Origin of the sequence: Prosthecobacter sp. (genome assembly GCF_034366625.1) — a bacterium.
Taxonomy (GTDB): Bacteria; Verrucomicrobiota; Verrucomicrobiia; order Verrucomicrobiales; family Verrucomicrobiaceae; genus Prosthecobacter.
In genome coordinates this window covers 1-26,969 of the sequence record NZ_JAXMIH010000001.1, presented here as the reverse complement: position 1 = coordinate 26,969, position 26,969 = coordinate 1, and the positions used below count along the sequence as shown (strand labels likewise).

At 60.2% G+C, this 26,969-nt stretch carries 22 protein-coding genes and 1 pseudogene; 10 read left to right on the top strand and 13 right to left on the bottom strand.

Annotated features, from left to right (window positions below; translation table 11 throughout):
• Positions 1-13: 13 nt before the first annotated feature.
• From U1A53_RS00115 to U1A53_RS00105, 3 genes are read left to right on the top strand one after another with little or no spacing between them, the layout of a single operon-like run.
• The gene (locus U1A53_RS00115; RefSeq protein WP_322278018.1) at positions 14-1,357 is read left to right on the top strand and encodes an aspartate aminotransferase family protein; all 1,344 of its coding nucleotides are present in this window, start codon (positions 14-16) and stop codon (positions 1,355-1,357) included.
• On the top strand, positions 1,351-2,046 hold the full coding sequence (locus U1A53_RS00110) for a 7-carboxy-7-deazaguanine synthase QueE (RefSeq protein WP_322278016.1): 696 nt from the start codon (positions 1,351-1,353) through the stop codon (positions 2,044-2,046). Before U1A53_RS00115 ends, U1A53_RS00110 begins: the two co-directional genes overlap by 7 nt.
• Positions 2,043-2,687, top strand: a complete 645-nt coding sequence (locus U1A53_RS00105; RefSeq protein ID WP_322278014.1) for a thermonuclease family protein — start codon at positions 2,043-2,045, stop codon at positions 2,685-2,687. Before U1A53_RS00110 ends, U1A53_RS00105 begins: the two co-directional genes overlap by 4 nt.
• Here the strand turns inward: U1A53_RS00105 and U1A53_RS00100 are convergent.
• Entirely contained in the window at positions 2,671-3,066 is a 396-nt protein-coding gene (locus tag U1A53_RS00100; protein ID WP_322278012.1) for a (deoxy)nucleoside triphosphate pyrophosphohydrolase, read from the bottom strand. The two genes, U1A53_RS00105 and U1A53_RS00100, sit on opposite strands and share 17 nt — an antisense overlap.
• A 7-nt stretch (positions 3,067-3,073) precedes the next feature.
• Entirely contained in the window at positions 3,074-4,171 is a 1,098-nt protein-coding gene (locus U1A53_RS00095) for a glycosyltransferase (protein WP_322278010.1), read from the bottom strand.
• A 124-nt stretch (positions 4,172-4,295) separates the two neighbouring features.
• Between U1A53_RS00095 and U1A53_RS00090 the strand changes: the two genes are divergently transcribed.
• Positions 4,296-4,529, top strand: coding sequence for a hypothetical protein (locus U1A53_RS00090; protein ID WP_322278008.1), 234 nt, complete (start codon positions 4,296-4,298; stop codon positions 4,527-4,529).
• A complete protein-coding gene (locus tag U1A53_RS00085) occupies positions 4,526-4,819 on the top strand; it encodes a hypothetical protein (RefSeq protein ID WP_322278006.1) in 294 nt (97 codons plus the stop codon). Before U1A53_RS00090 ends, U1A53_RS00085 begins: the two co-directional genes overlap by 4 nt.
• Here the strand turns inward: U1A53_RS00085 and U1A53_RS00080 are convergent, their stop codons facing one another.
• From U1A53_RS00080 to U1A53_RS00055, 6 genes and pseudogenes are all read right to left on the bottom strand, one after another.
• Positions 4,820-7,165 (bottom strand): DUF1592 domain-containing protein, encoded by a 2,346-nt coding sequence (locus tag U1A53_RS00080; protein WP_322278004.1) that lies wholly within the window; start codon positions 7,163-7,165, stop codon positions 4,820-4,822. It abuts the gene before it with no gap.
• Between the two features lie 77 nt (positions 7,166-7,242).
• Complete coding sequence (locus U1A53_RS00075) at positions 7,243-8,595, bottom strand: Gfo/Idh/MocA family oxidoreductase (protein WP_322278002.1); 1,353 nt, start codon at positions 8,593-8,595, stop codon at positions 7,243-7,245.
• A 40-nt stretch (positions 8,596-8,635) separates the two neighbouring features.
• On the bottom strand, positions 8,636-10,180 hold the full coding sequence (locus U1A53_RS00070; protein ID WP_322277999.1) for an L-serine ammonia-lyase, iron-sulfur-dependent, subunit alpha: 1,545 nt from the start codon (positions 10,178-10,180) through the stop codon (positions 8,636-8,638).
• On the bottom strand, positions 10,177-12,942 hold the full coding sequence (locus tag U1A53_RS00065; protein WP_322277997.1) for a sialate O-acetylesterase: 2,766 nt from the start codon (positions 12,940-12,942) through the stop codon (positions 10,177-10,179). Before U1A53_RS00065 ends, U1A53_RS00070 begins: the two co-directional genes overlap by 4 nt.
• Positions 12,939-14,693 (bottom strand): hypothetical protein, encoded by a 1,755-nt coding sequence (locus U1A53_RS00060; RefSeq protein ID WP_322277995.1) that lies wholly within the window; start codon positions 14,691-14,693, stop codon positions 12,939-12,941. Before U1A53_RS00060 ends, U1A53_RS00065 begins: the two co-directional genes overlap by 4 nt.
• Positions 14,690-15,937 (bottom strand): annotated as a pseudogene (locus U1A53_RS00055) (FAD-dependent oxidoreductase); the annotation flags it as partial. The gene U1A53_RS00060 and the pseudogene U1A53_RS00055, both read right to left, overlap by 4 nt.
• Before the next feature lie 158 nt (positions 15,938-16,095).
• On the opposite strand from U1A53_RS00055, the gene U1A53_RS00050 reads away from it, so the two are divergent.
• Positions 16,096-16,887 (top strand): SDR family oxidoreductase, encoded by a 792-nt coding sequence (locus U1A53_RS00050; RefSeq protein WP_322277992.1) that lies wholly within the window; start codon positions 16,096-16,098, stop codon positions 16,885-16,887.
• Positions 16,888-16,896: 9 nt separating this feature from the next.
• On the opposite strand, the gene U1A53_RS00045 is transcribed toward U1A53_RS00050, so the two are convergent.
• From U1A53_RS00045 to U1A53_RS00030, 4 genes are all read right to left on the bottom strand, one after another.
• Positions 16,897-19,071 (bottom strand): prolyl oligopeptidase family serine peptidase, encoded by a 2,175-nt coding sequence (locus U1A53_RS00045; RefSeq protein ID WP_322277990.1) that lies wholly within the window; start codon positions 19,069-19,071, stop codon positions 16,897-16,899.
• Positions 19,068-19,931 (bottom strand): proline racemase family protein, encoded by an 864-nt coding sequence (locus U1A53_RS00040; protein WP_322277988.1) that lies wholly within the window; start codon positions 19,929-19,931, stop codon positions 19,068-19,070. The genes U1A53_RS00045 and U1A53_RS00040 overlap by 4 nt, the downstream gene beginning before the upstream one ends.
• A gap of 81 nt (positions 19,932-20,012) precedes the next feature.
• Complete coding sequence (locus tag U1A53_RS00035) at positions 20,013-20,822, bottom strand: 3-methyl-2-oxobutanoate hydroxymethyltransferase (protein ID WP_322277987.1); 810 nt, start codon at positions 20,820-20,822, stop codon at positions 20,013-20,015.
• 54 nt (positions 20,823-20,876) lie between these two features.
• Positions 20,877-21,773 (bottom strand): dihydrodipicolinate synthase family protein, encoded by an 897-nt coding sequence (locus U1A53_RS00030; protein WP_322277985.1) that lies wholly within the window; start codon positions 21,771-21,773, stop codon positions 20,877-20,879.
• A gap of 74 nt (positions 21,774-21,847) precedes the next feature.
• Here U1A53_RS00030 and U1A53_RS00025 point away from each other — a divergent pair, with 74 nt between their 5' ends.
• Genes U1A53_RS00025 through U1A53_RS00010 form a run of 4 tightly spaced genes read left to right on the top strand, consistent with a single transcriptional unit; the run spans position 21,848 to position 26,466 of the window.
• Complete coding sequence (locus U1A53_RS00025; protein ID WP_322277983.1) at positions 21,848-22,567, top strand: AraC family transcriptional regulator; 720 nt, start codon at positions 21,848-21,850, stop codon at positions 22,565-22,567.
• Between the two features lie 53 nt (positions 22,568-22,620).
• The gene (locus tag U1A53_RS00020) at positions 22,621-24,192 is read left to right on the top strand and encodes a DUF1549 domain-containing protein (protein WP_322277982.1); all 1,572 of its coding nucleotides are present in this window, start codon (positions 22,621-22,623) and stop codon (positions 24,190-24,192) included.
• 4 nt (positions 24,193-24,196) lie between these two features.
• Entirely contained in the window at positions 24,197-25,453 is a 1,257-nt protein-coding gene (locus tag U1A53_RS00015) for a DUF1501 domain-containing protein (RefSeq protein WP_322277980.1), read from the top strand.
• Entirely contained in the window at positions 25,453-26,466 is a 1,014-nt protein-coding gene (locus U1A53_RS00010; protein ID WP_322277978.1) for a hypothetical protein, read from the top strand. The genes U1A53_RS00015 and U1A53_RS00010 overlap by 1 nt, the downstream gene beginning before the upstream one ends.
• A gap of 6 nt (positions 26,467-26,472) precedes the next feature.
• On the opposite strand, the gene U1A53_RS00005 is transcribed toward U1A53_RS00010, so the two are convergent.
• A partial coding sequence (locus U1A53_RS00005; RefSeq protein ID WP_322277975.1) for a DUF1501 domain-containing protein occupies positions 26,473-26,969 on the bottom strand: 497 nt, incomplete at its 5' end.

The following is a 26,969-nucleotide window of genomic DNA, read 5'->3' as shown; positions in this document are numbered from 1 at the left end:
CCATCCACCCGCCATGTCCTACACCTTCCCGAAGTCCGTCGAACTCTTCGCGCGCGCGCAGCGCAGCATCGCCGCTGGCGTGAACAGCGGCATCCGCAAGATGGAGGCCCCCGTACCTCTCTATTTCGACCACGGCAGCGGCTCGCGGCTGTTTGACGTCGATGGCAATGAGTTCATCGACTTCCAGATTGGCCAGGGCGCAATCCTTTATGGCCATGCACCGAAAGGAATGGCCGATGCCATCGCCAAGCAAGCGCACAAAGGCACGCACTGGGCCGCACAGAGCGAGTTGGAGATCGATGTGGCCGAGCGGCTGCAACAGATGATCCCCGGTGCGGAACGTGTGCGCTTCAACAACTCCGCCACCGAGGTCGTGCTCTCCGCGCTGCGTCTGGCGCGTGCACACACCGGCAGGCCGCTCATTTTGAAGTTTGAAGGCCATTACCACGGCTGGAGCGATGAAGGACTCGTTGGTTACGCTCCACCACCGGACAAGTGGGGCACCGAAGATGACCCCACGCGGCTGCATCCGAGCCAGGGCGTGATTCCCGAGGTGTTGAACACCTTCGTCGTCGCCCGTTGGAATGATCCTGAGCATCTGCGTCAGCGTGTGAAAGAGCATCACGGCCAGATCGCCGCGATCATCTTTGAACCCGTGCTTTGCAACACCGGCTGCATGCCGCCCGTGCCCGGCATGATCGAAACGATTCGCGAATTGTGCGATGCGAACGGCATCGTCATGATCGCCGATGAAACCATCACCGGCTTCCGCTTCGGTGCTGGTTGCGCCCAGAAATTCCTCGGCTTCACCCCCGATCTGACCATCCTCGGCAAAGCCGTCGGCGGTGGCGTGCCGTTCGCGGCGCTCGTTGGCAAAGAAAAATTCTTCGCCAAGATCATCAGCGGCCAGGTCGTGCATGCCGGCACCTTGAACGCCAATCCGCTCTGCCTCGCCGCCGCGAAGTGGTGCCTCGATCAAGTCATCGCGCTCGGCGACACGCATCCGGCAGGCATGATCCACCTCGGCGAGCAGTTGATGGCTGGCCTCTGCCAGCTCGCCCAGCAGCATGAGGTGCCTGTCCTGCCTCAGGGCTTCGGCCTCGTCTTCCATTGCACCATGCTCAAGCCGGATGTCGAGGAAGGCCCCATCCTCAACTACCGCGACTACGTTCATCGCCACGACGCCCCACGCTGGGCGCACCTGCGCCGCTGCCTGCTCGAAGAAGGCGTCCGCGCCATTGAACGTGGTCTGTGGTTCCTCAGCCTCGCGCATACGCAGGCCGACATCGACGAAGCGCTGAAGCGCGCCGCGAAGGCGTTTGCGCGGCATGCAGCCGAGTGGAAAGCCCCATGCTGATCTCCGAGATCTTTTACTCCGTGCAGGGCGAGGGCACGCTCGTGGGCGTGCCTTCCGTATTTGTTCGGACTTCGGGATGCAATCTGCGGTGCGGGTGGTGTGACACGCCATACGCGTCGTGGAAACCGGAAGGCGATGAGATGAGCGTGGCGGCCATTCTTGAGGCGGTGAACCAGCATCCGACGAGATTTGTCGTCGTTACGGGCGGTGAGCCGATGATTGCGAAGGAGATGGCGGTGTTGCTGTCCAAACTGCGTGACGCTGGGAAGCACATCACCATCGAAACGGCCGGAACGATCGCACCAGACGGTGTGGCCTGTGATCTGGCGTCGGTCAGCCCCAAACTGGCGCATTCGACGCCAGATGAGGCGAAGGCGGGCAAGACTTGGGTGGAAAAACATGAGCATTTACGGCTCCAACCGGAGGTTCTGAGGGCTTGGTGTTCCAATTACGAGTTTCAACTCAAGTTCGTCATCGCGAGCGAGGCGGATATCGCTGAAGTGCGTGAAGTGATCGATTCAATTGGTGTTTCGATTCCGGCGCAGAAGATTTTGCTGATGCCTGAGGGAATCACCCAGGAGGCTCTGAAGGCAAGACAGGCTTGGCTGGTGGAGGTGTGCAAGCGCACGGGCTGGCGCTACTCGCCAAGGCTGCACATTGATCTGTTCGGGAACAAGCGTGGCACATGAAAACGCGGTCCCATCTCTCGCGGAATCTCTGGATCCTGGTGTGGCTGTCGGTCGGGCTGATTCAGGCTTGGGACCATTTTCGCGACAAACCGACGCCACCGGCACCGGAGCCAGACGGACATTTTGTGGCGTTGAAACACGCGCGTCTGGTGGATGATTCGGGCAATGATGGTGACAGTTTCAAGATCGCTCACGACGGCGGCGAGCATGTGCTGCGGCTATATTTCGTCGATTGCCCAGAGAAGCGGCAGTATTCGCTGGTAATCGGCCGATTGAAGGATCAGGCGGGCTATTTCGGCGGCATGAGCATCCCGCAGACGGTGAGCGTGGGCGTTGAGGCGAAGGCGTTCACGGAGAAGTTGCTGAACGAGCAGCGGTTCACGATTCAGACGCGCTGGGAACGCGTGTATGACAGCGAGCGCTCGTATGCAGTGGTGCGGTTCGGTGATGGGGCGGATCTGGCTGAAAAACTGGTCAAAGCCGGCCTCTGCCGCATCCACACGAAAGGCACCATGATGCCGGACGGTCAGCGCGAATTTGATTTTGAGAACCATCTGCGCGGGCTGGAGCGCGAGGCGAAGGCCGCCAAACGCGGCGCCTGGGGCAAGCCAAAGCGCGCCCCGCCTAAACCCAAGCCGTGAGCAGCGGCACATCGGCAGGTGCAAGATCATAAGCGCTGAGCTTTGCACGCTCGACCCAGGCGAGTGCGGTGTGCTCATGCGGATGAGGTTCGGGGCTTTCTGCGGCAAGTTCACAGACGAAGGGAATCAACTCGATGCTTCCCCATGGATAAGCGTGGACGAAAGCTGGCAGTGTTTGGGTGATGCGCACGGTACAGCCGAGTTCTTCGTGCAGCTCTCGATGCAACGCCGCCTCGGAGGATTCTCCCGCTTCAACCTTGCCACCAGGAAATTCCCACAGGCCGCCAAGCTTCTTTCCAGGCGGGCGTTGCGCGATCATGATGCGCTCACCGCGCACGATGATGGCGCAGACGACAGGCACTGGCGGTTTGACTTCCATCCGCAGATCAAGGGGCGGCGATGGTGAGTGCCGCGCGCGCGGTGCGCACCGCGGCATCAGGCACGCTGATCTTGGCCATGCTGGCCCGCATCCGGCGTGCGACCGCGCCCTGGTTGGTGAGGATGCTCTCGACGGCGGCGGCTGTTTCGCGCGCATTGTGCGTGACGATGCCGCCATCGTGCTTGGTCACCATTTCGGCGTTTCCTTCCTCCTGGCCGGGCACGACATAGTCGATGACGGCAGGGATTTTTGCCGCGAGCACCTCGTGCAGGATGGCCCCGCCGGCCTTGCAGATGACCACATCATGCGTGCGCAGAAACTCGGGGATGCGGCTGGTCCAGCCGATAACTTCGACTTTGTCCGGTGGCAGCGAATCCGTGAAACGACGCAGCACATGGTACAGACGTGAGGCGTGCTTGCCGACGGGAAGAGTGAGCTTGGCCCCGCCAAGAAGAACTGGCTTCAGGGCGTCCAGCGTGGCGGCCACATGACGCCCCGGCGTGGAAGGCAGGTAAAGAATGCGCGAGCCTTCATGCGGTGGCTCCTTCGGCAGCGGCTCCGTGAAGGCGAGGCTGACAGGGAAGCCGGTGGTGCGGATTCTTGCCTCGGGCACCCCAAAACCGGCGACGACCTTTTTCGTTTCGTCATCCGCCACGCAGAACAGATCACTCCCAGACATGACCCAGATGCGGTTCACGCTGATGGAATCGGTGATCACAGTGCAAAGCGGCGGGATGGCCTGCTGTTTTGCCAGTGTCTCCAGCAGCACAGCGTAAAGCGGATAGGTGCTGATGATGAGACGTGGCTGCTGCTCCTCCAGCCGCTGTTTCAGAGCGTTCACCATCGCGGTCTGCCAGACGGAATCCGGGCCGGTGACCGAGCGCCTGCCCATCAAGTCATAGGTCATGCGCCAGGCGGCAGGGAAATGGGTGATGGCGAGCTGATAGAGGCTTTTGCACACGGTCGCGACCAGTGGCTGGGCCTCGCTGATGAGGTCGCTCACCTCGATTGTCTCATCGGGACACAGGCGGTTCAAAGCTTCCGCCACAGAGCGTGCGGCGGTGTTATGCCCATCGCCAAAACCTGCGGTAAGGATTAAAATCACCGCGCATCGCTGGCGCGAGAAGCGAGTGAAAACAAGCAAAAAGGCAGGTGCAAAGACGTTGTTGACTTTAGTTAGGAAAAGTTAAATAATTACCACACTGATGACCCGGCAACGTCCCAGAACGATGAGTCAGATTCTCGCCGCCGCAGTGACTTTTGCGGCGGTGTTGATCATGCTCACGCCTCTGCGCCGGGGGCCCTCGGAAAACCAGTCGCGGCAAGCGGGCTGGACGCCGCTGACGAACCTCGGCGGCATGGCTGAAACCAATGCGTTTCGGCGGTTGAGTACTTCGCTAACGCGCTTTGCCGCGAGCGCCAGGCCGTTGAGCCGCCAAGTTTCTCCGCAGCCGCTGCCATGAGCGGGCGTTTCAAGCCTCCTGGGCAATGCCCTGCCTGCGGTGAGTGGGTGCCATGTGGATCAGCGGCTTGTGATGAATGCGGAGCCTGTGAAAAATCCGGCTGGAACGGCGACACGCATGCGGACGGACTCGATCTTCCCGACGATGAGTTTGATTACGATGACTTCATCGCGCGCGAGTTTGGCGGCAAAAGTTCCAAGCAGCCGCTGACCTCGAACCTCTGGTGGTGGGTGGCCCTAGCGCTGCTGATTGCCTTTGCTCTTGCGTCGCTCCTACCGCTGTTCGGCTAATCAAGGCTGCGCTTTGACGCCCTCCATAGCCGTGACCGTCGCAATCTCGAGAATGAGTTTCTGGATGCTGCAGCCGTCGGCGGCGAAGGATTTTTGAAGGTCATCGAGCACTTTCGGCCCATATGCGGTGGGATCTTGTTTGATGAGGTGATGGAAGAGGTGGCGGATGAAGGCACGGTGGCCGCCGGGATTGGCGGCGACGTAGTTCACGATGTCGCGCGGGCCGGTGAGGCGGACCAGCTTGCCTTCATGCGTGGTGAACTCGCTCACGGGGTTCACGAGCTTGTTGTTGTCCTTGGTGCGCCAGCGGCCCACGGCGTCGAAATTCTCCAGGCTGAAACCAAGCGGGTTGATCATGCTGTGGCAGCTCATGCAGGCGCCGCTGCGGGTGAGTTCGCTGATTTTCTCGCGCATGGTGAGCTTGGGGTTGAAGTGGCTGTCCTCGAACACGACGGCTTTCTGCGGCGGCTTGAGCGACATGCCGACGATGTTGCGCGTCAAAAACACCCCGCGATGAATCGGCGATGACTGCTTGGTGTAGGCCAGCGCGGCGAGCAGATACGGGTGCGTGACAACGCCAGCACGCTGTTTCGGGTCAAAGCCGACACGCTGAAACTCCTCGCCGGTGACGGGGTGACCGTAAAACTTGCCGAGACGCTCGTTCATCAGCAGATAATCGGCCTGGAGCAGTTCACGGTAGTCGGATTTCTCGCTCCACACGACCTCGTCGATGAATTGCAGCAACGACTCGCGCAGATCGGCGATCAGTTCGGGCGTGAAGTCGGGGAATATTTTCGGATCCTTGCTGGCACCCTCGGCACGTTCGAGTTCGAGCCAGTGATGGAAGAAGCCATGCAGCTTGGCCTTCGTGCGCGGATCCATCAGCATGCGTTGCGCCTCGGCCTTGATTTGATCGCGGGTCTTGAGTTTCCCGGACGCGGCGATTTGCGCGAGCTTCTTGTCGGGAACCGAATCCCAAAGCGGGAGGGCGAGGCGTGAAGCGATCTCGAAGTCATCCGGCGTTTCGCCCTGCTGAAGGTTCGGATAAAGAAACTGCGGCGATTTCAGTGCGAGCAACACAACCCGCTTCACCGCCGTCTCAGGCGATTTGGCACTCGCGAAGTGTGACTCGACGAAGAGCTGCTTCAAGTCATCGCTGAGCGGCCTGCGGAAAGCCGCCTCGACGAAGGCGTGCGCGAATTTACGCATTTTCTCGCCTCGATCCGGCGCTCCCGCCTTGGTTTGCGCGAGTTCGCCGATGTTTTCGATGACGTGCTCGGCGGTGGCGATGGCAGCATCGGTGACGGCTTGGTCCCAGGCCTTCGAAATCGTCGTGCCACGCGGATAGCCGCCGCTGCTGTCATCGGCAGGAAACTCGGTGCTCACGATCATGAGTTCACGCGGACGGTCCGTGCGCAGCGCATGCGCGGGCATGAGTTCCTTCACACCATGCGGCGGTTTCCACCACAGCTCGATGGACGCGGACTTCTCTTTGAATTTGAAATGCTCCAGCCGCAGATAGTAAGAGCGTCCCCCGACGAGGTAGATGCTTTTCTTTTCCTCCCGCACCTGCGGTCCGGCGCTCACCCAGCCGTCAATGAGCGCATCGCCCTCGGCGGTGTCATTGATCCACAGGCGGAAGCCGTTCTCCGACTTCACCGCGAACTCATACACGCCAGTCTCGCGGGCGGCGACGCTGCCCTCGAAGCGATTTTGAAACTGCTCGGCCTCCAGCACAGCCTTGTCGGGACTGTCAGGCCCCCAGTGAAAGGCGATGACCGGCTCCACCTTCTCGATGGTCTTGTTCGGACGCTTGGCCTTGATGCCTTTCTTCGGCGTCGTGTCCACGGCCTTCTCACCCGGCTTGGGCAGCTCCACGCCGCGATAAAATGCCTTCAAGCCCTGCTCGGCATTGATGGGCCGGTCAAAGCCCGGCCCCATGCGAAAGCGACCGATCACATCCATCACGCTATTGCGGAATTGGTCGATGGTTAGTCGTGCGAGTTCCTTCTTCGGTGGATTTAGCCGCGCCTGCGCCGCTGGCGAGTAAAACGCATCGTGCATGTAGGCTGCGACGAGCTTGGCATCCTCGGCGGTCGTCTTCTCCGGGTCATCCTCGGGCATCGTGCGGTCGATGTACTTCGCCAGCGCCTCCACCCCTTTCTCGCCGGTCAGCGGCTCGTCAAACTCGTCCTCCACGCCCTGGCCGCGATCACCGTGGCACTCGGCACAAAGCTTCTTGTATATGACTGCGCCTGGATGTTCCGCCGGTGTGGCAAACGCACACGTCGTGAACACCCACAGCACAGGCCATGGAAATCGAAAATGGGGAGATGGGGCAGCCATGAGGGGGGATTAAAGTGGCTGAAAACATAACCCCCGCCACCACAGAGCTCTTTCAGGCAATCATTTCGCCGGGATGATCACAAGCTCCATCCTTCGCGATACTCCGGCGTCAGCAGCGTGTTTGCCTCGGCATCGTTGGTGAACTTCATCGCGTCGTTGTTCCATTCCAGGCGGGTGCCGGTGCGGCGCACGGCGATCATGCCGAGCAGGCCGATTTCGCTCAAAGCACCGCCGTATTCGAAACTTGAGCCCGCAGGGCGATTCTCGCGGATCGCGTTGAGCCAGTCTTGCTGATGATTCCCCTTCGGCACGCGCGGGATCGTCTTCTCCGGCACTTTGAAGTCCTTCATGCTTGCCTCAGGGATCAAACGCACGCCGCCCGCGCCATGCGAGCCGTGCATGATCTTGCCTTTGTCGCCAATCACCACCGCGCCGATGCCGACGACCTTGCGATTGTCCTGCTTGAGTTCCTCCGGCTGAGGAATGCCGATCTCGCCATCGTGCCAGATGAGCTTGACCGGCCCACGATTGCCCTTCGCCGGAAACTCATACGTGATCCGCGTGCCCTGCGGGTAGTATTCGGCATTCTTGACCGGATCATAGCCCTTCGTCTCCGCAGTGATCGCGGTGGGCATACCGAGATCGAGCGCCCAGAAGGATGGATCGACGACGTGGCAGATCCAGTCGCCGATGCAGCCACTGCCGAAGGCCGAAAAGCCGCGCCAGCTAAACGGCACATAAGCGGGATTGAACGGGCGCGTCTTCAGCGGTCCCTGCCACAAATCCCAGTCGAGTTCCTTCGGCACGTCGTGCTTCTCGGTTTGAATCGCCTGTTGCTTGCCGATCTGGCAATACACTTCACGGAAGGCATCGCAGCCCGCGTGAATCTCCGACACGTTGCCGATGGTGCCAGACTGCACCATTTCGACGAACAGCCGGATGCTGTCGGATGAATGCCCCTGATTGCCCACCTGCGTGATCACCTTCTTCTCCAGTGCCGCCTTCCGCATCGCACGCACCTCCGCAACGGTGTGCGCAAGTGGCTTCTCACAATACACATGCTTCCCATGGCCGATGGCCGCGAGCGTGGTCACCGCGTGCGTGTGATCCGGCGTGGCGATGAGCACGGCGTCGATCTCGTTGTTCATCGCATCGAACATCTTGCGAAAATCCGTGAAGCGACGCGCCTTCGGGAACTTCTTGAAGCTTTCCGCCGCACGGCGCTCGTCCACATCGCATAGCGCCACGATGTCCTCGCCCGCCATGTCGCCCAAATCTGCCGCACCGCGTCCACCACAGCCGATCACGGCCAGGCGAATCTTGTTGGCGGGCGTTTTGGCATCACCCTGAGCACGCAGCACATGTGCGGGGACAAACTGGAATCCAAAGGCAGTGGTGGCGGAGGTGGAGATGAAGGAGCGGCGTTTCATGGTGGGATTAGAAGTCGGCCGCGGTGTGTTTCTTTCGGACTCAGCAATGACAACTGCCGCAACCCTTGCTTTTCAGCGCCGCGAGCTTCCGCTCGATCTCCAACGAGGTCGGTGTGATCGCCAGACCCCCCAATGACGTGCAGCGATGTTCACGCGGCATCGTGGCGGAGACATTTTTCGCGGCATCGATCACTTCGTCGAGCGGTATGAGCGGGTCGAAGCTCGCGAGGGCCATGTTCGCGCATGACAACGCGTTGCTGGCTGCCATAACGTTCTTGCCGAGGCACGGTGCCTCGACTCGATTCGCGATGGGATCGCAAATCAAGCCCAGCATGCTTTGAAACGCCATCGAGGCCGCCGCGATGGCCTGATCTCGTGTTCCACTTGCGAGCGTGATGAGCGCCGCCGCCGCCATGCTGGCCGCGGAACCACCCTCGGCCTGACAACCACCGACTTCCGCCGCAAAGGTCCAGCGAGTGGCGATGAAGACGCCGATCAAACCAGCCGCCAGCATCGCTTTGGCCATTTCCTCTTCATCTTTGTCCATCGACTCTGCCATGGCGATCACCGCGCCAGGCAGAGCGGCACAGGCTCCGGCAGTCGGTGCGGCGACGATGACGCCCATGCTGCTCTTCACTTCCATCAAGGCGGTGACGTAGAGGATGATGCGATTCAAGGCTCCGCCATCGAGCAAGCGTCCCGCGTTCATCATTTCGGCAAAACGTCCGCTTTGATGATGCAGCACGCGATCCTCGTAACTCGTGCCTGAGATACCGCTGGCGATGGATTTGCGGAGGATGCGCACGATGGCGATCATCTTGTCGATGACTTCACGCTCTGTGAAGTCTCCACGGGCACGCTCATACTCGATCGCGAGCTGCCAGAGAGGCGTGTTCTGAGCACCATCGTGGGCCAGCATGTCTGCGCAGTTCGTGAAGGGCACGCGCATATCTCTCCGCGAAGGCACTGGCAGCACCGGCGCGAGCCTTTTGACCGAAATCGTCTTCAAGCCAGCGGTGGAAACAAAATGAGCCGCTTTGACCTGCACGATCTGAAACTCGCCGGCGTCGTGAATGATGACCTCATCGGCCTCAAAGTCGCTCACCGCACCTTTCGGCAGCCAGATCAGCGTCTCATGATAACCGCCGTCCATTTTCATTGCCACCCCGTCGATGCTCAGCACCTCCATCATGCCGCCACCGGTCGAGATGGCGATGAGCGAATGTGTTTCGCGTTCATTGCGCAGCGTGAGTCGATACGTGTTCGGATGCGGATCGCCGACATCGACGGTCTCGATGCGCAGCTTGATCCTGGCATTCGCGAGCGCCTCCGCCGAGTCCGGCAGCCGCTCATCATCCGCCTCCCAGCCGAGCAAGCCACCAAACAGGCCCATGTCGCTCCCCTGGCTTTCGTGCGTCGTCGGCAGTGATCCTTCGCGATCAAACTCGACGAGCACATCCATGATCTCGCCATCCATCAAATCGCGAGCGAGCCTTCCGATGCGCAGCGCCGCCGCACAGTGCGAACTCGACGGCCCGCGCATCACGGGGCCGATCACGTCATTGAAGATGGAGACGGCGTTCATGGCGCTTCCAGTTCCTGCCGAGTGGCGATGGGTACATAGCCGATCTCCAGGCCTTTCGGCGGTGTGAGGATCAAGGCGGGATCGATGCTGGCGAGCGTGCCGACATCGGGCGGGGTGAGGTAGTTGCGTTCCTTGGTCCAAGTGCGATGCAGTTTCTCCACGCGGGCTTGCACTTGCTCACGCTCGGCATCGGTGAGGTCGGCGTTGAGCATGGCGGGCTGGTCGGCGAAGCGATACCAGTAATAGGTCACCACGCTGCCATCGCCGAGCTTCGCTTTGAAGGGGCCAGCTTTCGGGCCGGGTTTCTTCCAGCAGCTTTCGGCATCATCGGGCGTGGTGCGTGGTTCTTGAGGCTTCTCTGGAGGGGTGACAAAGCGATGCTGCGTGAGGCCAAGATCGGCGGGCACGTCTTTGGGCTGCATCACAGCCCACTGCGGCTTGTTGCGGGCGTTGGTGCCGAGTTGGTAGTATTCGGGCAGGGTAACGAGGCCGTCGCCGGTGCGCGTGAGTTGCTCGTTCCACTTGTAGCCGAAGGTGATCGGATTCGGCGTGAACGAAGTGGCGAAGGCACTCCAGGCGAGTGGCACCTTTTCTTCACGCTTCGTGCCCGGCGGATAGATGCTCCAGTTTGACCCGCCACCTTCGCGGAAGGCATGCACGGCGGAGGCTTCGGCCTTGATCGCGCCATCGGCAGGAGCGCCGCCATCGAACCACTTTTGCACCTCATCCCAGAGCGCCGCTTTCTTGTAGGCGGTGAGTCGATGAAGCACGGTGGAGGTGCCATCGGGACCGACGGGGAACGAAGTCGGAGCGACTCGTGCGTGTTGGCTATTCAAAACGGCAGGCACATGCTGCGTCTCCATCTGAATGGCTTTGTTCGGTCCGGCAGGACGTGAATCGAGCAGCAGTCCGCCCCACTCGGGGTGCTCGACGATGGCCTGCGTCCAGAAGAACGGCGTGAAGAAAGTCGCAGGGCCTTTGAAGTTCGCGGTGTTCAGAAACAGCGTCCAGCAATGGTTCCCGGTGGGCACGTTCTTGCCTGCGGTGGTCGCTTTCGGGTTCGTGAGCGGCAGTGGCAAGTAGCCGTAGCCAAAGAGTTCGCCTTTGGTGCCTTGCTTCAGATTGAGGCCATCGAGCGGGAACAGCAGCCACGGACTCAACTGCGCCACGCCATACTGCCCGCGCGGCTTTTCCCAAGTGCCCGCGCCGTAGCCGGGACCATTCGCGATGAAGGAGAAGTTCGGCCCCACGCCGCCCATGATGAACTTGGGTGTCGTCGTCGGAAAATGCGTGTCACGCCACCAGCCGAGCCCGCCCTCGATGTCCGTGTAGCATTTCTCCTTCGGTTTCTGTGCATCCGTCCACTGCGGATGCATCCAGGTGCCACAGAGTCCGGTTTGAAACTTGTGACCCGGATACGTGCCCACCAGCGGCCAAGCAGCCGCGTAGAGAGAGAAACCACCATTGAACTCCTCCGGCACTTTCTCCGCAGGCCCGAAGAGATAACCCGCCATCTCGCCTTCTTTGATCTCGGCCGATGCGGTCGATGGCTTGCGCAGAAGCGCCTCCGCAAAGGCTTTTCCCATCTGTGCAAAAGTCTTCGAGCAGCCAAGATAATGATAACCAGCATTCGAGGCACCTCGCTGCCACAGGGCGACTTCAGCAGACGAGATGAGTTTGGTTTCGAACTGCTTCAAATACTCGCGCTTTTGCTCCTCGGTCATGTGGCCGTCGGCGTTGGCGTGATCTTTGTGCTTCGAGTTCAAGTAGAAGCCCATCTGGCGCACCTGCTGGCGTTTGTCGTCGATAGCGCCGAGTTCCTCGGACCAAAACGGTGAGGTCGGCACGGCGAAGACGTTGCCGTTGAACTCAGGCAGCAGCGAGGGTGCTGTCATCGCCTCGCGGAAGGCAACGGTGTCCGCTCCGGCTTTCGCGCCGCCGACACCCATGACGCCGATGATGAAGGGCAGCTTCGGTGCGCCGAGGTCATTGCGCACATCGCGGATGAAGTGGGCGAGCAAGTCGCTGTAAACCGCAAATCGCCCAGACTTGCCTCGATCAGGATAAGTGTGCCCGTCCACCATGTCGTTCCAGCCTTGCAGCCACGCGAATCCGGCGATCTCGTAGCCCGCAGATGCATCATAAGCAGGGCAGACGCGCTTCGGATCAGCGAGCACGCGTTTCACATGCTCCACCATGAGCCGGTAGTAATGGCCGGTGTCCTTCTTTTTATCCGCGAGCCACTGGGTCATGTCTTCAGGCACGCCGTGGCCTTTGGGTCCGTAGTAAAACTTGCGCTGGTAGTCATTGAGTTCATACGCCCCGGCGCTCGGCGGCCGAAAATCTGTGTGCAGGCTTTTTCCGCCCCACGCCGTCTTGATGATCAGCACCGGCTCATTGAGCACCGCATCCAACGTGAGGCCGAAGGTGAACTCCGGGCCGATCTTGCCGCCATCCTGATCCGGCTTCTGTCGCGAGCCGTAACCAGCGGTCAGCTTGCCAAAGCCCTCACCATTCTCCTCACCCATGCCGGTGAGATACGAGATCCACACATGATTGCACACAGCCGGCTTGCCATCCGCGCCTCGCATCTGCTTCAAGAGCGGCGCAGTGGCCGGATCATCACCGATGTAGTCAAAGGTCTCGATCTTCGCATGCCCCTCCATGTTCGACTGACCGGCGAGGATGAAAACCTTGAGCGGTTTCGATGTGGCGGGGAGCGCTGTCGCGAACAGCGAGGCGAGGATGAGCAAGTGTTTCATGGTGGTGATTGGACGCCCCAAAGCTTCTCCAGCAAGTTAAACATCTCGGGATCGTGCAGCTTTAACTCGTTGCGAGTAAAGGGGAAGAAGTCGTTGCGGCTGAAATAGGCTTCCGAGCATTCGGCGAAGTATTCCTGCGGCGTGGTCATGGCATAGGCGCGATCCATGCGGCTGCGGCCTTCGCTGTCCTTGCGTTCGACGCGATCATACTTGCCGCTGGCCTTGGCTTTTTTATAGGCCGCCTTGATTTCCAGGTTACCAAAGCTCATGTGCACCACGAGGTTGTGATACGCATGTGCCAGCTCATGCAGCGCGAAGTTCGGCATGCGCCGCTGCTCGGCTTCAAAGATGCGCACGTTGGTAAACTCGACCGTCTTTGCCATCACGGGATCGCGACCGTTTTCGCGAAGCCAGCCTGCATCGGGATGAAACTCGGCGCGTGGTCGTGTCTTCGGATACTCGGGATTGATCCACAGCGGCACCTTCTGCAATTCGGCCACCGCAGCCTTCGGCACGACGCGTACGATCTCATCAAGCTGCGCACGGAGCAGTTGCATCGCCTTCTCGACCGCGGGTGCCTCTTGCTCGATGAGCTTGGTGCTCACATGCACCTTCCAGCCAGCGATCAGGCGTTCATCATGCGACTTTGCTCCCGTGGCGGCTTGGAAACGTTCAAGTTGCAGCTTCTTGATCAAGCCGCGTGCTTTCATGAGACGTTCGGGCCACACAAAGCGTGGCGCTTTGGCTGGATCGTAGCCCGCGAGGTGGCCGGTGAGCCGCGTCTGCGGCTTCGTGTATTTCAAAACGGTGTCGCCAAACACCTCACGGCAAAGCGCGGCGAGTTGTGGGTCATACGTGATCAATTCGTCGCGTGTGTTGACGTGATTGTGCTGCGCATCGTTCTCGCGGTTGTTGTCGAACCAACTCTGCACACCCTCCGCCCAGTATTCGTGATGATTCGATGACGCGTAGGCTCCTTTCCATAGCCCCGCCTTCATTGCGGCGTCAAAAGCGGCCTTCAATCGCGTGTCGAAGGTCGGATCGACATTTGTCATGCCGCGCAGGTGCATGTTGTGTGCGAATTCGTGGATGAGGATGTTTTCTGTGTCATACGGATCACCGTCGTAGGCCAGCAGGTTCTCTTCCGCGCAGGAGCAAAAAGGATCGTCCTCGCTGCCACCAAGTCCGCGTGCCCGGGCATCCCAATATTCCTTCGACGTCAGTGCCGCATGGTCCTTCACTGGCTCCAAATGTGCGAACTCCGGCTGGTCCATCGTGAACTCATTGTGTGCCAGAATGCACAACCGTGCGCCACTGGCCGCCATCGCATCGCGAACATCCGGCCGTTTCGCCAACATCATTTCCACCAGATAAACAGCCTCTTTCACCGCAAACGGATTCACTTTCTCCGAAGCCACGATGGGAAACGCACCCACGCTGGCCCGTTGCGTGTAAAACGCGGGAACGCCATCCGTCGTCGCCGGATCGTAGCGGAAGCCCTGCACACGAACCCTGCTCACCACATCGGTCTCACGCTTTCCATCCACAATGACAAACCGGTGACCGATCGTCGTGCCGATGACCTTATCCTTGCCGGGTTCGATCTTGCCATTGGAGACACGATGCCCATCGTTCATCTCCCAATACACCTCCACCGCATTCGGCGCGGCATTGATGATTTGCAGCTTCGGGCGGTCCAATGCCAGGACCGTTGTTGAAACGAGCAACAAGAAGATGGTGGTAAGCTTCATAGAAAGCGGTCTGGTGACATCAAATCGAGCGCCACAGGCGATTTTTCGCCGCAAAGCAAATCCGCGACGATTTTCCCCGTCGCGGGAGCGAGGCTCAAGCCCATCATCGCATGGCCGGTGGCGATGGTGAGATTCTTCCAGCGCTGCGTGCGGCCAATATAGGGCATGCCATCTGGTGAAACGGGGCGCAGGCCGCTCCAGGGCTTCACGTCGGCGAAATCGCGTTCTTCAAAAGCGGGGAAGTAATTCGGAAAGGCCCGTGTGATGCCGCGCACGCGGCGCTGGGTGATGGATTCGTCCGTTCCGGACATTTCCATCGTGCCGCCGACACGCAGAGATCCATCCATCGGCGTCACCGCGAGCCGCGCCTCGGTGCAGATGCTGCACAGCTCGGGAAGCTGCTTCGGATTCGTCAGCGTGACGCTGTAGCCTTTGCCGGCCTGCATCGGCAGCTTCAAATCGAGTTCCTTCGCCAGCTCCGCCGACCACACTCCGCCACACAGCACCACTTCTTGACCCTCCACTGGACCTTTTGACGTCTTGACTGCTTGCAACGCTCCACCTTCGACTTCGAAACCCTTCACCTCCGTCTCCCACAGCATTTCGACACTGAGACGTTCCAATTCCGCTTCCAGTGCAGCGATGAAGCGTCCCGGTGAGAGATGGCAGTCCTTCGGGAAGAACACGCTGCCGCAAACATCCATAGTCACCGCAGGATCGAGTGCGGTGGTGGCTTTCGCATCAAGAACCTCGGCGGGGATGCCGAGTTTGTTCGCCGTCGCGGCCATATGGGCTTCTTCATCGAGCGTCTGCTGTTTTTTGCACAGCATGAGCAGTCCCTTTTTCACCAAACCGAAGTCGAGGCCGATCTCTTCGAAGCATTGACGGCTCAGCAGGCTCAAATCACGCAGCACGGGCGCGGCGGCATCGACGCGCTGCTTTGTGGCGGCTTTCCAGAACTGCAGGCCCCAGGTGAGCAGATCGAGATTGAGCCGTGGCTTGATGTAGAAGGGCGATTCGGGATTCCACATCCACTTGAGGCCGAGCTTCACCATGCCCGGAGCCGCCAGCGGAATGAAATGACTCGGCACGATCATGCCCGCATTGCCAAACGAGCACCCATCGCGCTGACGCGGCTTTTGGTCGATGATCGTCACCTTCATGCCGCGCCGGGCGCAGTAAAGCGCCGTGCTGAGGCCGATGACGCCTGCGCCGAGGATGGTGACGTGTTTGGGTAGCATAGGCTTTCTAGCCTGTGGATTTGAAGTTGAAAAAGACGTTCATGAACGAACACAGGCTAGAAAGCCTATGCTACTCGTCTTGGTCGCTTTGGCAGCCAGCGCCGCAATTTTTGCCAAGCTCACAGGCTGGACGTGCTGCGTGTGCTCGTTAGCATCGGTGCATGGACCAAAATTGGACTGACAAGATCGTGATCATCACCGGCGGTGGCGGCGGCATGGGACAGGCGACGGCGAAACGTTTCGCCGAGGCCGGTGCGAAGACGTTTGTGTTTGGACGCACGCTGGATTCGCTGCAGGAAAGCGCCGCGCTCTCTCCGAACATCATCCCGGTCGTCTGCGACGTGGCGGACAGCGCCAGCATCGCCACGGCGATGGCGGAAGTGCTCAGACACGGCACCCCCCACGCCCTCATCCACACCGCGGGCATCAACACGCCGGATCGCTTCATGGCGCATGCCGATCCGTCGAGAATTGCCAGCGAGGAGAGCTGGCGGAAGGTCATGGAGATCAATGTCATCGGTGTGGCGAACATGATCCAGGCCGTCGCCAAGCCAATGGCGGCGAGTGGTGGCGGCAAGATCGTCGTCGTGTCGTCCACGGCAGGGCATGGCTATGATTCCTTTGCCGGAGTGCCTTACACCGCGAGCAAGTGGGCCGTACATGGCATGCTTTTCACCGCCCGCATGCAACTCAACGCGCACGGCATCGTTGTCTCTGAATACGCCCCCGGCGAAGCCGACACTCCGCTCGTCAAAAAGCGCCCCGTGCAGCCCTCCGCCAAGCATAAGGAAGCCATGATCACCTGCGCCGATTGCGCCGACGCCATGTTCTTCATCGCCAGCCAGCCGCACAGCATGAGCATCGTCCAGCTCCCCGCCTACCAGCCCTTCGGCGGCATGCCGCCGCAGATCACGCTGCCGTGGCTGGATGCGTTTGAGATCACGCCGAGGTGACACTGCTGATTAAGGTCTCAAATGACGCACCAAAAACTCCATGCGCAAACGTGAACCATACGGCGTCTCGGCTGCGCCGTGGCCGGTGCCAATGATGGGCATATAGTCGAAGGTCTTTCCCTCTTTCTGCAAGGCACCGACGACCTGTGTGGTGCTGGCGGGATCGACGTTGGTGTCGAGTTCGCCGACGATGAGGAGGAGATGGCCTTGGAGCTTGTGCGCGTCCTCTTTGTTGCTGCTCTTGATGTAGCTCTCATCCACGGGCCAGCCCATCCACTGCTCGTTCCACCAGATTTTGTCCATGCGGTTGTCATGACACCCGCAGTCGGCGACGGCCACTTTGTAGAAGTCGTGATGATCGAGCAGCGCACGCATGGCATTCTGACCACCGGCGCTGCCGCCGTAGATGCCGACGCGGCTCAAATCCATCCAAGGGCGTGATTTCGCGGCTTCTTTGATCCAGAGCTTTCGATCTGGGAATCCGGCATCTTTGAGATTTTTCCAGCACACGTCGTGGAAGGCCTTGCCGCGATGATTCGTGCCCATGCCGTCGAGTTTGACGACGATGAAGCCCAACTCGGCGATCTGATGCATGCGGAGCTGACGATCAAAATCCTTTGGCGCAAAGGCTCCGTGTGGCCCGGCATAGATGTCCTCGACGATGGGATATTTTTTCGCGGCGTCGAAGTTGGAAGGCTTGATGACGATGCCGTGGATCTCCGTTTTGCCATCACGACCCTTCGCCACGAAGCGCTCCGGCATCGTCCAGCCTGCGGCGAGCAGCGCGGAGGCATCCGCCTTCTCCAAATCGCACACGAGGCTGCCATCGCTGCTGCGGCGTAGTTCGGTGACGGGTGGATGATCGGCGAGGGACCAAGTGTCGATGAAGAAATCGCGTTTCGGCGAGAACTCGACGCGGTGGTTGCCATCGCCAGCCGTGAGGTGCTGGAAGCCGCTGCCGTCGAAGTTCACCCGGCAGAGATGCAGATGATAAGGGTCCTCCACCGGCCGTAAGCCGCTCGCGAGGAACCAAATCTCCCGCTTCGCCTCATCGACGTGCAAAACCTCGCGCACCGGCCACTGGCCCTTGGTGATTTGATGCTTCGGCTGGCCCGTTTTCACGTCGTAGAGCCAGAGATGGCACCAGCCGTCGCGTTCGCTCATCCAGATGAGTTCGCCGCTGCCGTGCAGCCAGTGTCGCCAGCTTTTTCCGGAGTAGTGGATGAAGGTCTTCGATGTTTCCTCCACCACCACACGCACCGCTCCCGTCTCCGCATTCGCGGCGAGGATACGGTAAAGCTGATGGCCGCGTTGGTTATAATCGAAGTAGAACTCGCTGCTGTCCGGTGCCCACGTCACATCGATGCGGCCTTCGGTGTTGAAAGGAGTTTCATACAAGTCTCGCGGCACGCGAATTTTCCGCCCATCCGCCTGCGTGATCGCCAATTGCGGTTTTGGCAAAGCATCACCCGGCTTGATGTAGTCGATGACTTTGGTTTTCGGCTGTAGGCCATCCTTGGGCGAAGAATCGACGATGGTAACTTTGCGGATTGGGACCAAGTCGGGTTCATTGGTGACGACACACGAGCCATCGGGCGATTTGAAACCTAGCTCGGGCTTCTTCGACTCATCCTTGGTTTTCGTGAGGCCTTTGCCGTCGATGATGAGCGTTTTCACTGTCGCTTCGGCCTCGACGATGGCGAGGTGTTCGCCGGTGCGGCTTGTGATGAGCCAGACATGGCCTTCATAAGTGTGCTGCTCCCGCTCAGCGCCAGCACGGATGCCGCCGTAGCGGAGGTGCTCGCCTTGCTGGTCGATCCAGAAGAGATCGACATCTTCACCGAGCTTGTTGATGAACTTGAAGCCGGAGGATTCGCCGGTGCGCTTGGTGGGACGTAACTCAATCTTCAACGCAGATGTCTTGGCGTCTTCGGAAACAATGCCGAGTGATTTAAGATCGGCGGCGGTCTGGCGTTTGCCGGTTTCGGCGTTGATGAGGACATACTCATGCGTCTGCGGTCCAGTCTGGACGCGATACCAAAACGTTTTGCCATCTGGGAGCCAATGCGCCTGCACGCGGTCGCGGAAGACTTTGTTCTCCGTCCGCTTCGACAGGCTGAGCGCATGGTCGAAGTCAGCAGACATGGCTGCGGTGGCACAGACGAGTAGTAAAAGTGATTTCATGCGAAGCCGAATTGGAAAGGATCGTTTGGGTCGAGGATGAGCGTCGATTCCGCCGTGATGTAAGCCTGGCCGGTGATGGTGGGGATGATCCCATCAATCGTGGCTTCGTAGCTGCCTTCAAACACGGACCCGAGGATGCTTTCCTGCCGCCATACCTCGCCTGGAGAGAGTTTTCCGTCCGCTGCAAGACAGGCGAGTTTCGCACTCGTGCCGGTGCCGCAGGGGGAGCGGTCATATTCGCCACCAGGACACAAAACGAAGTTCCGGCTGTGATTCGCTGCCTCATGCGGCGGCGCGAAAAGCTCGACGTGATCGACTTCGGGATAGCCGGCAGCTCGCACGACCTCGCGCATCGCGAGACTGGCCTGCGTGAGCTGCGGGACGTTTTGCAGCGTGAGTTCGAGTCCGTGATCGGAGACGAGGAAGAACCAGTTTCCACCCCAGGCGACATCTCCGGTGACTCCACCGGCCTTCACGGCCTTTGCCTGGCGATACGCAGTCACATTGCGAATGCTCACGCGACCATCGTCATGCAGTGTGGCCGTCACGATGCCCACCGGCGTCTCCACGCGATGCTCGCCAGCGGAAATGCGCCCCAGATGCTTCAGCGTCCCAATGAGGCCGATCATGCCGTGTCCGCACATGCCGAGGAGGCCGACATTGTTGAAAAAGATCACGCCAGCCGCACAGGTCGCGTCTTTGGGCTCCACGAGCAACGCGCCGACGATCACCTCGTGCCCGCGCGGCTCGCAGATGATGGCGCGGCGGTAGGTTTCGAGTCGATCGGCAGTCACACCGCTCAAGACCACGCGGGTGGGCTCGCCGCCGGTGTGGGAGTCGATGATAGGAATGCGCAGCATGGCCACACGGTGGCCAGCGATCGAGTCGCATCTTGGCTGATTCCGGCAGAGGAGGCGTGATTTCGCTCAAATCGTGGCTAGTCAGTGGGCCACGGATTTCACCACCTCGTCGAGCAGCGCGGCATCCATCTCGGTGAGGTGGCAGCGCTCGGGGAAGCGGCCTTCTTTGACGTCGGCGATGTATTCGCTGAAGGCGGCGATGCGCTCGTTTTGCAGACGGCGGTTTTCTTCGGCGAAATTACGGTAGGACTTGGCGTGGCGCGGGATGCGCTCGTCGTAGTCGCCGAGAATGTCGCATGAGAAGAGGAACTGCGTGTCACAGCCCGTGCCGGAGCCGAGGGACATGAGGAGCATGCTCGTCTGCTTGCAAAGCCACGACGCGAGGTTGTGCGGCACGATTTCGATCTCGGCGGCATAGGCACCGGCGTTTTCGAGTTCCTTCATCTTGCGGTAGAGCGCCTTCGCCTCCTCCACTGTCTTGCCGAGGCTGCGGTAGCCGGTCCAGGTGACATGACGCGGCACCATGCCGATGTGGCCGACGACGGGGATGCCTTCGCGAGCCATCGCCTCGATGATGAAAGGGCTGCACGAGCAATAAACGGAGCTGGCACCCATTTCGAGGGCGCGGAAACCGGTGCGGATGGCCTCTTCCTGCGTGGCCATGCCATGCGGCGTGGAGCCGGAAAGGAAGGCCGTGGGCGCGGCGGCGACGAGCAGCGGCAGTCGCGCCTGCGCCTCCGGTGAGTCAAAGCTGCAGCTCATGAGGTCGATGCCCGCAGCTTCCGCAGCTGTGGCCTCCTCTGGCGACTTCACATGGATGTGTGTGAGGCAGCGTTTGCCTTTGAGCTTAAGGAGATCGTGAACGGTGTATTTTTTGCGCGGGCGGACCATGGCGGCCCGAGGATGAAGGTAAAGCCGCCTGGATGCAACCGCACAAAGCGTGCGTCACGCTGGCCGCTGCATGAGCGCCTCGCGGATGATTTTGAGCACCTGGTCGCGCTCGGCTCCGGCGATGGGCAGACGCGGCTCGCGGACCCATTCTTTGCCAAGGCCGGTCTCCTGGCAGAGAAGCTTGATGTATTGCACGAAGTGGATGTGGGTATCCAGCTTCATGAGCGGCTGTGCCCAGCGGTAGAGGGCGCGGGCCTCGTCCCACCGGCCTGCTTGGGCGAGATCCCAGAGCTGTTGGTTCTCCTTCGGGAAGGCGATGCCACTGCCAGCGACCCAGCCGTCGATGCCGAGGATGGCGGATTCGAGGAAGAGATCGTCCACGCCGGTGAAGATCTGGTAGCGATTGCCGGTGAGGTTACGCAGCTCAGTGATGCGGCGGGTATTCGCGCTGCTCTCCTTGATGGCGGCGAGATGGGGGATGTCGGCCAGTTCGACGAACATCTCCGGCGTGACATCGGTGTGGTAGCCGACGGGGTTGTTGTAGAGCATCCAGGTCAAAGGCGTGGCCTTGGCCAGTGTTCGGAACCAGTGTTGCGTCTCACGCGGGTCGGTCTTGTAAACCATCGGCGGCATGATCATGAAACCGGCCACGCCGAGCTTCTCGCAGTCCTGCATGTAGGAAGTCCCGGCATGGGTGCTCATTTCCGCCACGCCGGTGATGACAGGCACACGTCCGGCGGCCACCTCGATGGCGTGTTTCACCACAGCGCGCTTTTCCTCGGGTAACATGCATTGATTCTCGCCCAAAGATCCGCAGACGATCAATCCAGCGACGCCAGACTCGATGACGGCCTCCCAGTGCCGCGTGCAGGCCGCGAGATCGAGGGATTGATCCTGGTGCATCTGAGTGACGACTGCCGGAAAGACGCCGGTCCATTGGGGAGGAGACATGGTGTAGGTTGAAACACGTTCCGCGAAGGGTCTTGATTGCTTTTTGGCAGCGAACCTGCCAAATCAGCCAAAGCATGTCCTCCTCCGGCCCATTCTCCGAGCACGCGGTTACTGAGGCGCTATTCGATGCGCTACCAGATGTGGTATTTTTCATCAAGGACACGTCAGGACGTTATGTGCGGGTGAATCAGACGCTGGCGAATCGTTGCGCAGGTGGAGACAAGACGAGGCTGATTGGGAAACGACCAGCGGAGGTGTTTCCGGCGGCGCTGGCGACGAGTTATGCACGTCAGGACGAAACGGTGCTCAAAACAGGGAAGCGCGTCGATCATCAGCTCGAACTGCACATCTATCCCGGTGGCAAGGCGGGCTGGTGTCTGACAACGAAGCATCCGTTGTGCGATCCGAGTGGCAGAATCACCGGCGTGACGGGCATCTCGCGTGATTTGAACGCGCCGGGTGACAAAGCGAGCGGCTTCGCCGAACTCGCGACGGCTTTGAAACTGATGCAGACGCGTTACACGGAGAGTCTGCGAATCGAGGACATCGCGAAGAGAGCGGGGCTGAGCGTGTATCAGTTTGAGCAGCGGGTGCAGCGGTTGTTTCAGATGAGCCCGCTGCAATTGTTGCACAAACTGCGCCTGGATGAGGCCACGCGATTGCTGCGCGAGACGGACATGTCGCTGGCCGACATCGCCATCGAAACGGGCTGGTGTGATCAAAGTGCCTTCACGCGTCACTTCAGCCGCTACACAGGGATGGCTCCGGGCAAGTTTCGCAGCATCCGTGCGTAACGGGACTTGAGGCCCGCTTGCAACAGACCAGCCCTTGCCTGCGTAGTGGCCTCGTGCGTCAGACTTGGACATTCGTCATCTTCGGTGCCTTCAGCGTTCTTTTGCTGACAGGCAGCGCCTTGTCGGCGGAGGCGCTCGCTCAAAAGATCGACGCCGTGCTTTTCGCTAAGCCGCCTTCACAGGCCGAAGATGCGGAGTTCCTGCGGCGTGTGTGGTTCGATTTTGATGGAGGGATTCCGACAGCGGACGAGGCACGAGCGTTTTTGGCGGACAAGACCGCGGACAAACGGACGAAGTTGATCGACAAGCTCATCTCGGCCCCGCGATTCGCGGTGCGGATGGCGGACGCGTTTCATGTGATGCTCATGGAGCGCCGGGGTGACAATGAGGCGTGGAAAGCGTGGCTGGTGGAGAGTTTTAAAACCAACAAGCCCTGGGATGCGATGGTGCGCGAGATGCTGGCGCCGGATTTCCTCGATGAGAAGCAGCGCGGAGCCGGTTACTTCATCACACGGCGGTTGGAGAAGGTGGGGCAGCAGGACACTGACTATCCCGGCCTTACCCGCGATGTCGGGCGCATGTTCATGGGCATCGACTTGCAGTGCTGCCAGTGCCACCGGCATCTAAGCGTCAGTGACTACAAGCAGATCGACTTCAGCGGCCTCTACTCCGTCTTTCAGAACCTCAAGCTTCAGCCAGCTGACGACAAACACAAGACCCCCTGGCTCAGCGAGGGCCTCATCGCGGCCAAATACGAGTTCGTTTCCGTCCTCACCGACAAAAAGGCCCAAACCGCGCCGCGCATCCCCTTTGGCGAGGAAGTCATGATTCCCGTCTCCACTGGCGACGACGCATGGCTGGTCAAACCCGACCGCAAAACCAAGGAAGTCGGCCAGCCGAAGTTCAGCCCGCTGCGTGAGATCGCGCAACGCGTGCCAGCGCCGGAGAACGCGCTGTTTGCCAAAAACATCGCCAACCGCGTGTGGTTCCTATTCATCGGCAAAGGCATCGTCGAGCCGCTTGATTTGCATCACACCGAGAATCCGCCCGCACATCCCGAGTTGCTCGATCTGCTCGCCAAAGAACTCGCCGCACATCATTTCGACCTGCGCTGGCTCATTCGCGAAATCGCCCTCACACAGACCTACCAGCGCTCCGGTGCTCACCAACGTCATCTCACCGCCGAGCAGCAGCTCCGCGCCTTCCTCATCGCCACCGTCGAGCGCGAGCGGCTCGAAAAGAACCCCAAGCCCGACGTGAAGGTCGATGCGCTCAAATACAACCTCGCCGACTTCGAAAAAGCCTTCGCCGCCGCGCTCGCCAATCCCGCGAAGGAACCGGAACTTGCCGCGAACCCATCGCTGCGCAGTGCGTTGTTCCTTCGCAACAGCGATCACGTTCAGTGGGCGCTGAAACCGCGTACGGGCAATCTGATCGACCGTCTGGCCAGACAAACCGATCCTGTCGAAGACCTTTATCTTACCGTCCTCACCCGCCTGCCTGACGCTGAAGAAAAAGCACAACTCAAGTCGTGGATTGCCGCTCATGCTGACGACAAATCGAAGGCGCTCGGCGATTTCGCCTGGGCCCTGCTCAGCTCGACAGAGTTTTTTGTGAACCACTGACGTTATGAATCCTCTCTGCTCGCCACGCGATCACACACTCTCCCGCCGTGCATTTCTCGGCGGCGGGCTGGGCCTGCTGGCGTCACCGCTGTTCGCAGAAGCGATGAAGCAGCGGGACAAGCAAGTGCTGTTCGTGTGGCTGGACGGCGGGATGTCGCAGCTTGAAACGTGGGATCCTAAACCGAACACGGAGTTTGGCGGGCCGTTTCGCAGCATTCCCACTTCAGTGCCCGGCATCCATTTTGGTGAACTCATGCCGAAGCTGGCCAAGCAGATGCACAAGCTCTGCGTGGTGCGCAGCATGTCCACGAAAGACAACGCGCATTCGTCTGGCGTGGACCGCATCCAGCGTGGTGATCCAAAAAATCGCGGTGTGCCGTATCCACATTTCGGCGCGGGCGTTGCGAAGCTGCTGGGACCGGGCACGAGCGGGCTGCCGCCCTATGTGTGGATCAAACCGGGCAGCGGGGGCTTCCGTGCGGAAGACGCGGGCTTTCTGGGGCCGAAATACGGCTCGCTGGCCTTTGGCGATGGCAAGCCGCCGGACAATCTGCTGCGCCATCCCGACATCAGCGCGGAACAGGACGCCGCGCGCAATGAACTGCGGCAGATGCTTGATCAACGTTTCGCTAAACAGCGTGAGAAGCGTGTGGTGGAGGCGAATGCGTCCGTTTTTGACATGGCGGAGAAGCTGATGGCCCGAGCCGATATTTTTGATACCTCCAAGCTGCCGGAACGTGATCGCGACCGCTATGGGCGGCATGATCTCGGCCAGCACATGCTCGTGGCGCGGCAGATGCTTGAGGCAGGCGTGCGGTTCGTCAAAGTCACCAGCTATGGCTGGGACACGCATGGCGACCACTTCAATTCTCAAACCACGATGGTTCCGAAGTTCGACCAGGCCTTCAGCGCGATGCTGGAAGACCTGGAGTCAAGCGGACTGCTCAAAACGACACTCGTCATCTGCTTGAGTGAATTCGGCCGCACACCGCGCATCAACGGCCATGTGGGCCGCGATCACTGGCCGGAGGCCTGGAGCATCGCCATGGCAGGCCACGGTGTTAAGCATGGCATGGTGGTGGGCGAGACCAATGAGCGCGGGACTGAGGTGAAATCGCAGCCGTTTGACATCGGCGCGGCGTTTCACACCTGGTATCAGGCGCTGGGCATCGACTCTCACAAGGTGGAGTTCGACAACGCGGGGCAGCCACTGCCCATCGCGCATGATGACATGCTGCCGATCAAGGAGGCTCTCGCGTGATGAAACTGGAGCCGAAACAGATCGCGGAGTTCAAATCGGAGCGCCAGATCAGCGCGGCGCGGTTCAGCCATGATGGCAGCATGCTCGCGGCGGTGGGTTATGAGCCGATAGTGAGGCGCTGGGCCTTCGATGGCAAGGCGGTGACACCGCTGCCTGCCATCGAAGGTTTTCATGGCTACAGCACGGCGCTGGCCTTTCATCCGAAGCAGCCGCGTTTGTTTGTGGCGGACTCTTGGGGCCAGTTGCGATGCATCGAGGGCGAAAAGACACTCTGGCAGCATGAATCGGCGCACGATGGCTGGCTGCGGCAGATCGCAGCTTCACCTGATGGCAGCCGCATTGCGACGTGTGGCAAGGATGGCTTTGTGCGGGTATGGGATGCGGCGACGGGCAAAAAACTGGCCGAGCATCAGGCTGGCGAAGATGTCTATGCGCTGACGCTGACGGACAGCATCACCTTTGGTGACATGCGCGGGCGGATTGAGACCTGGGATGTCGATTTGAAAAAGAAACAGCGCTCCTTCGATGCCTCAGTTCTTTACAAGCTCGACCGGCTTCAAGACCTCGGTGGTCTGCGCGTGCTGCTGTTCATTGATGGCGGCAAAACATTGCTCGCTGCTGGAACAACGCCGCAGAACGGAGCCACGCCGCAGAGCATCCCGACGATTTTGTTCTTCGACACGGCCACGGGCAAACTCACGAAGACTGTCACGCATGGCACAAACAAGGAAGGCTACGTTCATGATTTGGTGCAGCATCCGAATGGCTGCCTGATGGCCGTGACCGCAGGCACACCGGGCAGCGGGCAGCTCTTCCTGCTTGATCCTGCGGAGAAGGAAGCTTTTCACGAGAACAAGAAGATGGCCAACTGCCACGCTCTGGCGCTGCACCCAGATGGAAAGCATTTCGTGGTCACCTCGACCAATCGTGACAGCAATGGCAACGGCAAATCGCTGACCAAAGACGGCGCGTACAAGACGAACACGTCGCCGCTGCATCTGTTTGAGGTGTGATCCGCCTCACGCCAGCAGCGCCTTCACCACCTTCGCAGGGTTCACGCCGATGAGCTTGGCGTCGAGGCCTTGGAATTTATAGCTGAAGCGGTCGGCGTGGAAGCCGAGCTGGTGGAGCACGGTGGCGTGGAAGTCGCTGATGTGGAGCGGGTCTTTGACGATGTTGTAACTGAAGTCGTCCGTCTCGCCGTAGATCGCGCCGCCTTTGGCGCCGCCGCCGGCCATCCACATGGTGAAACAGCGCGGATGGTGGTCACGACCGTAGTTTTCCTTGGTGAGGCCGCCTTGGGAGTAGATCGTGCGGCCGAATTCGCCGCCCCAGATGACCAGCGTATCGTCGAGCAAGCCGCGGCGCTTGAGATCAACCAGAAGCGCGGTCGTCGCTCTATCGCTGTCGGCGCACAGGGTGCGGTGACGGTTGTTGTTGTCTTCGTGCGTATCCCAGGGCTGATTGTTGTTCGGCGCGAGGTAATAGACCTGCACGAAGCGCACACCGCGCTCGC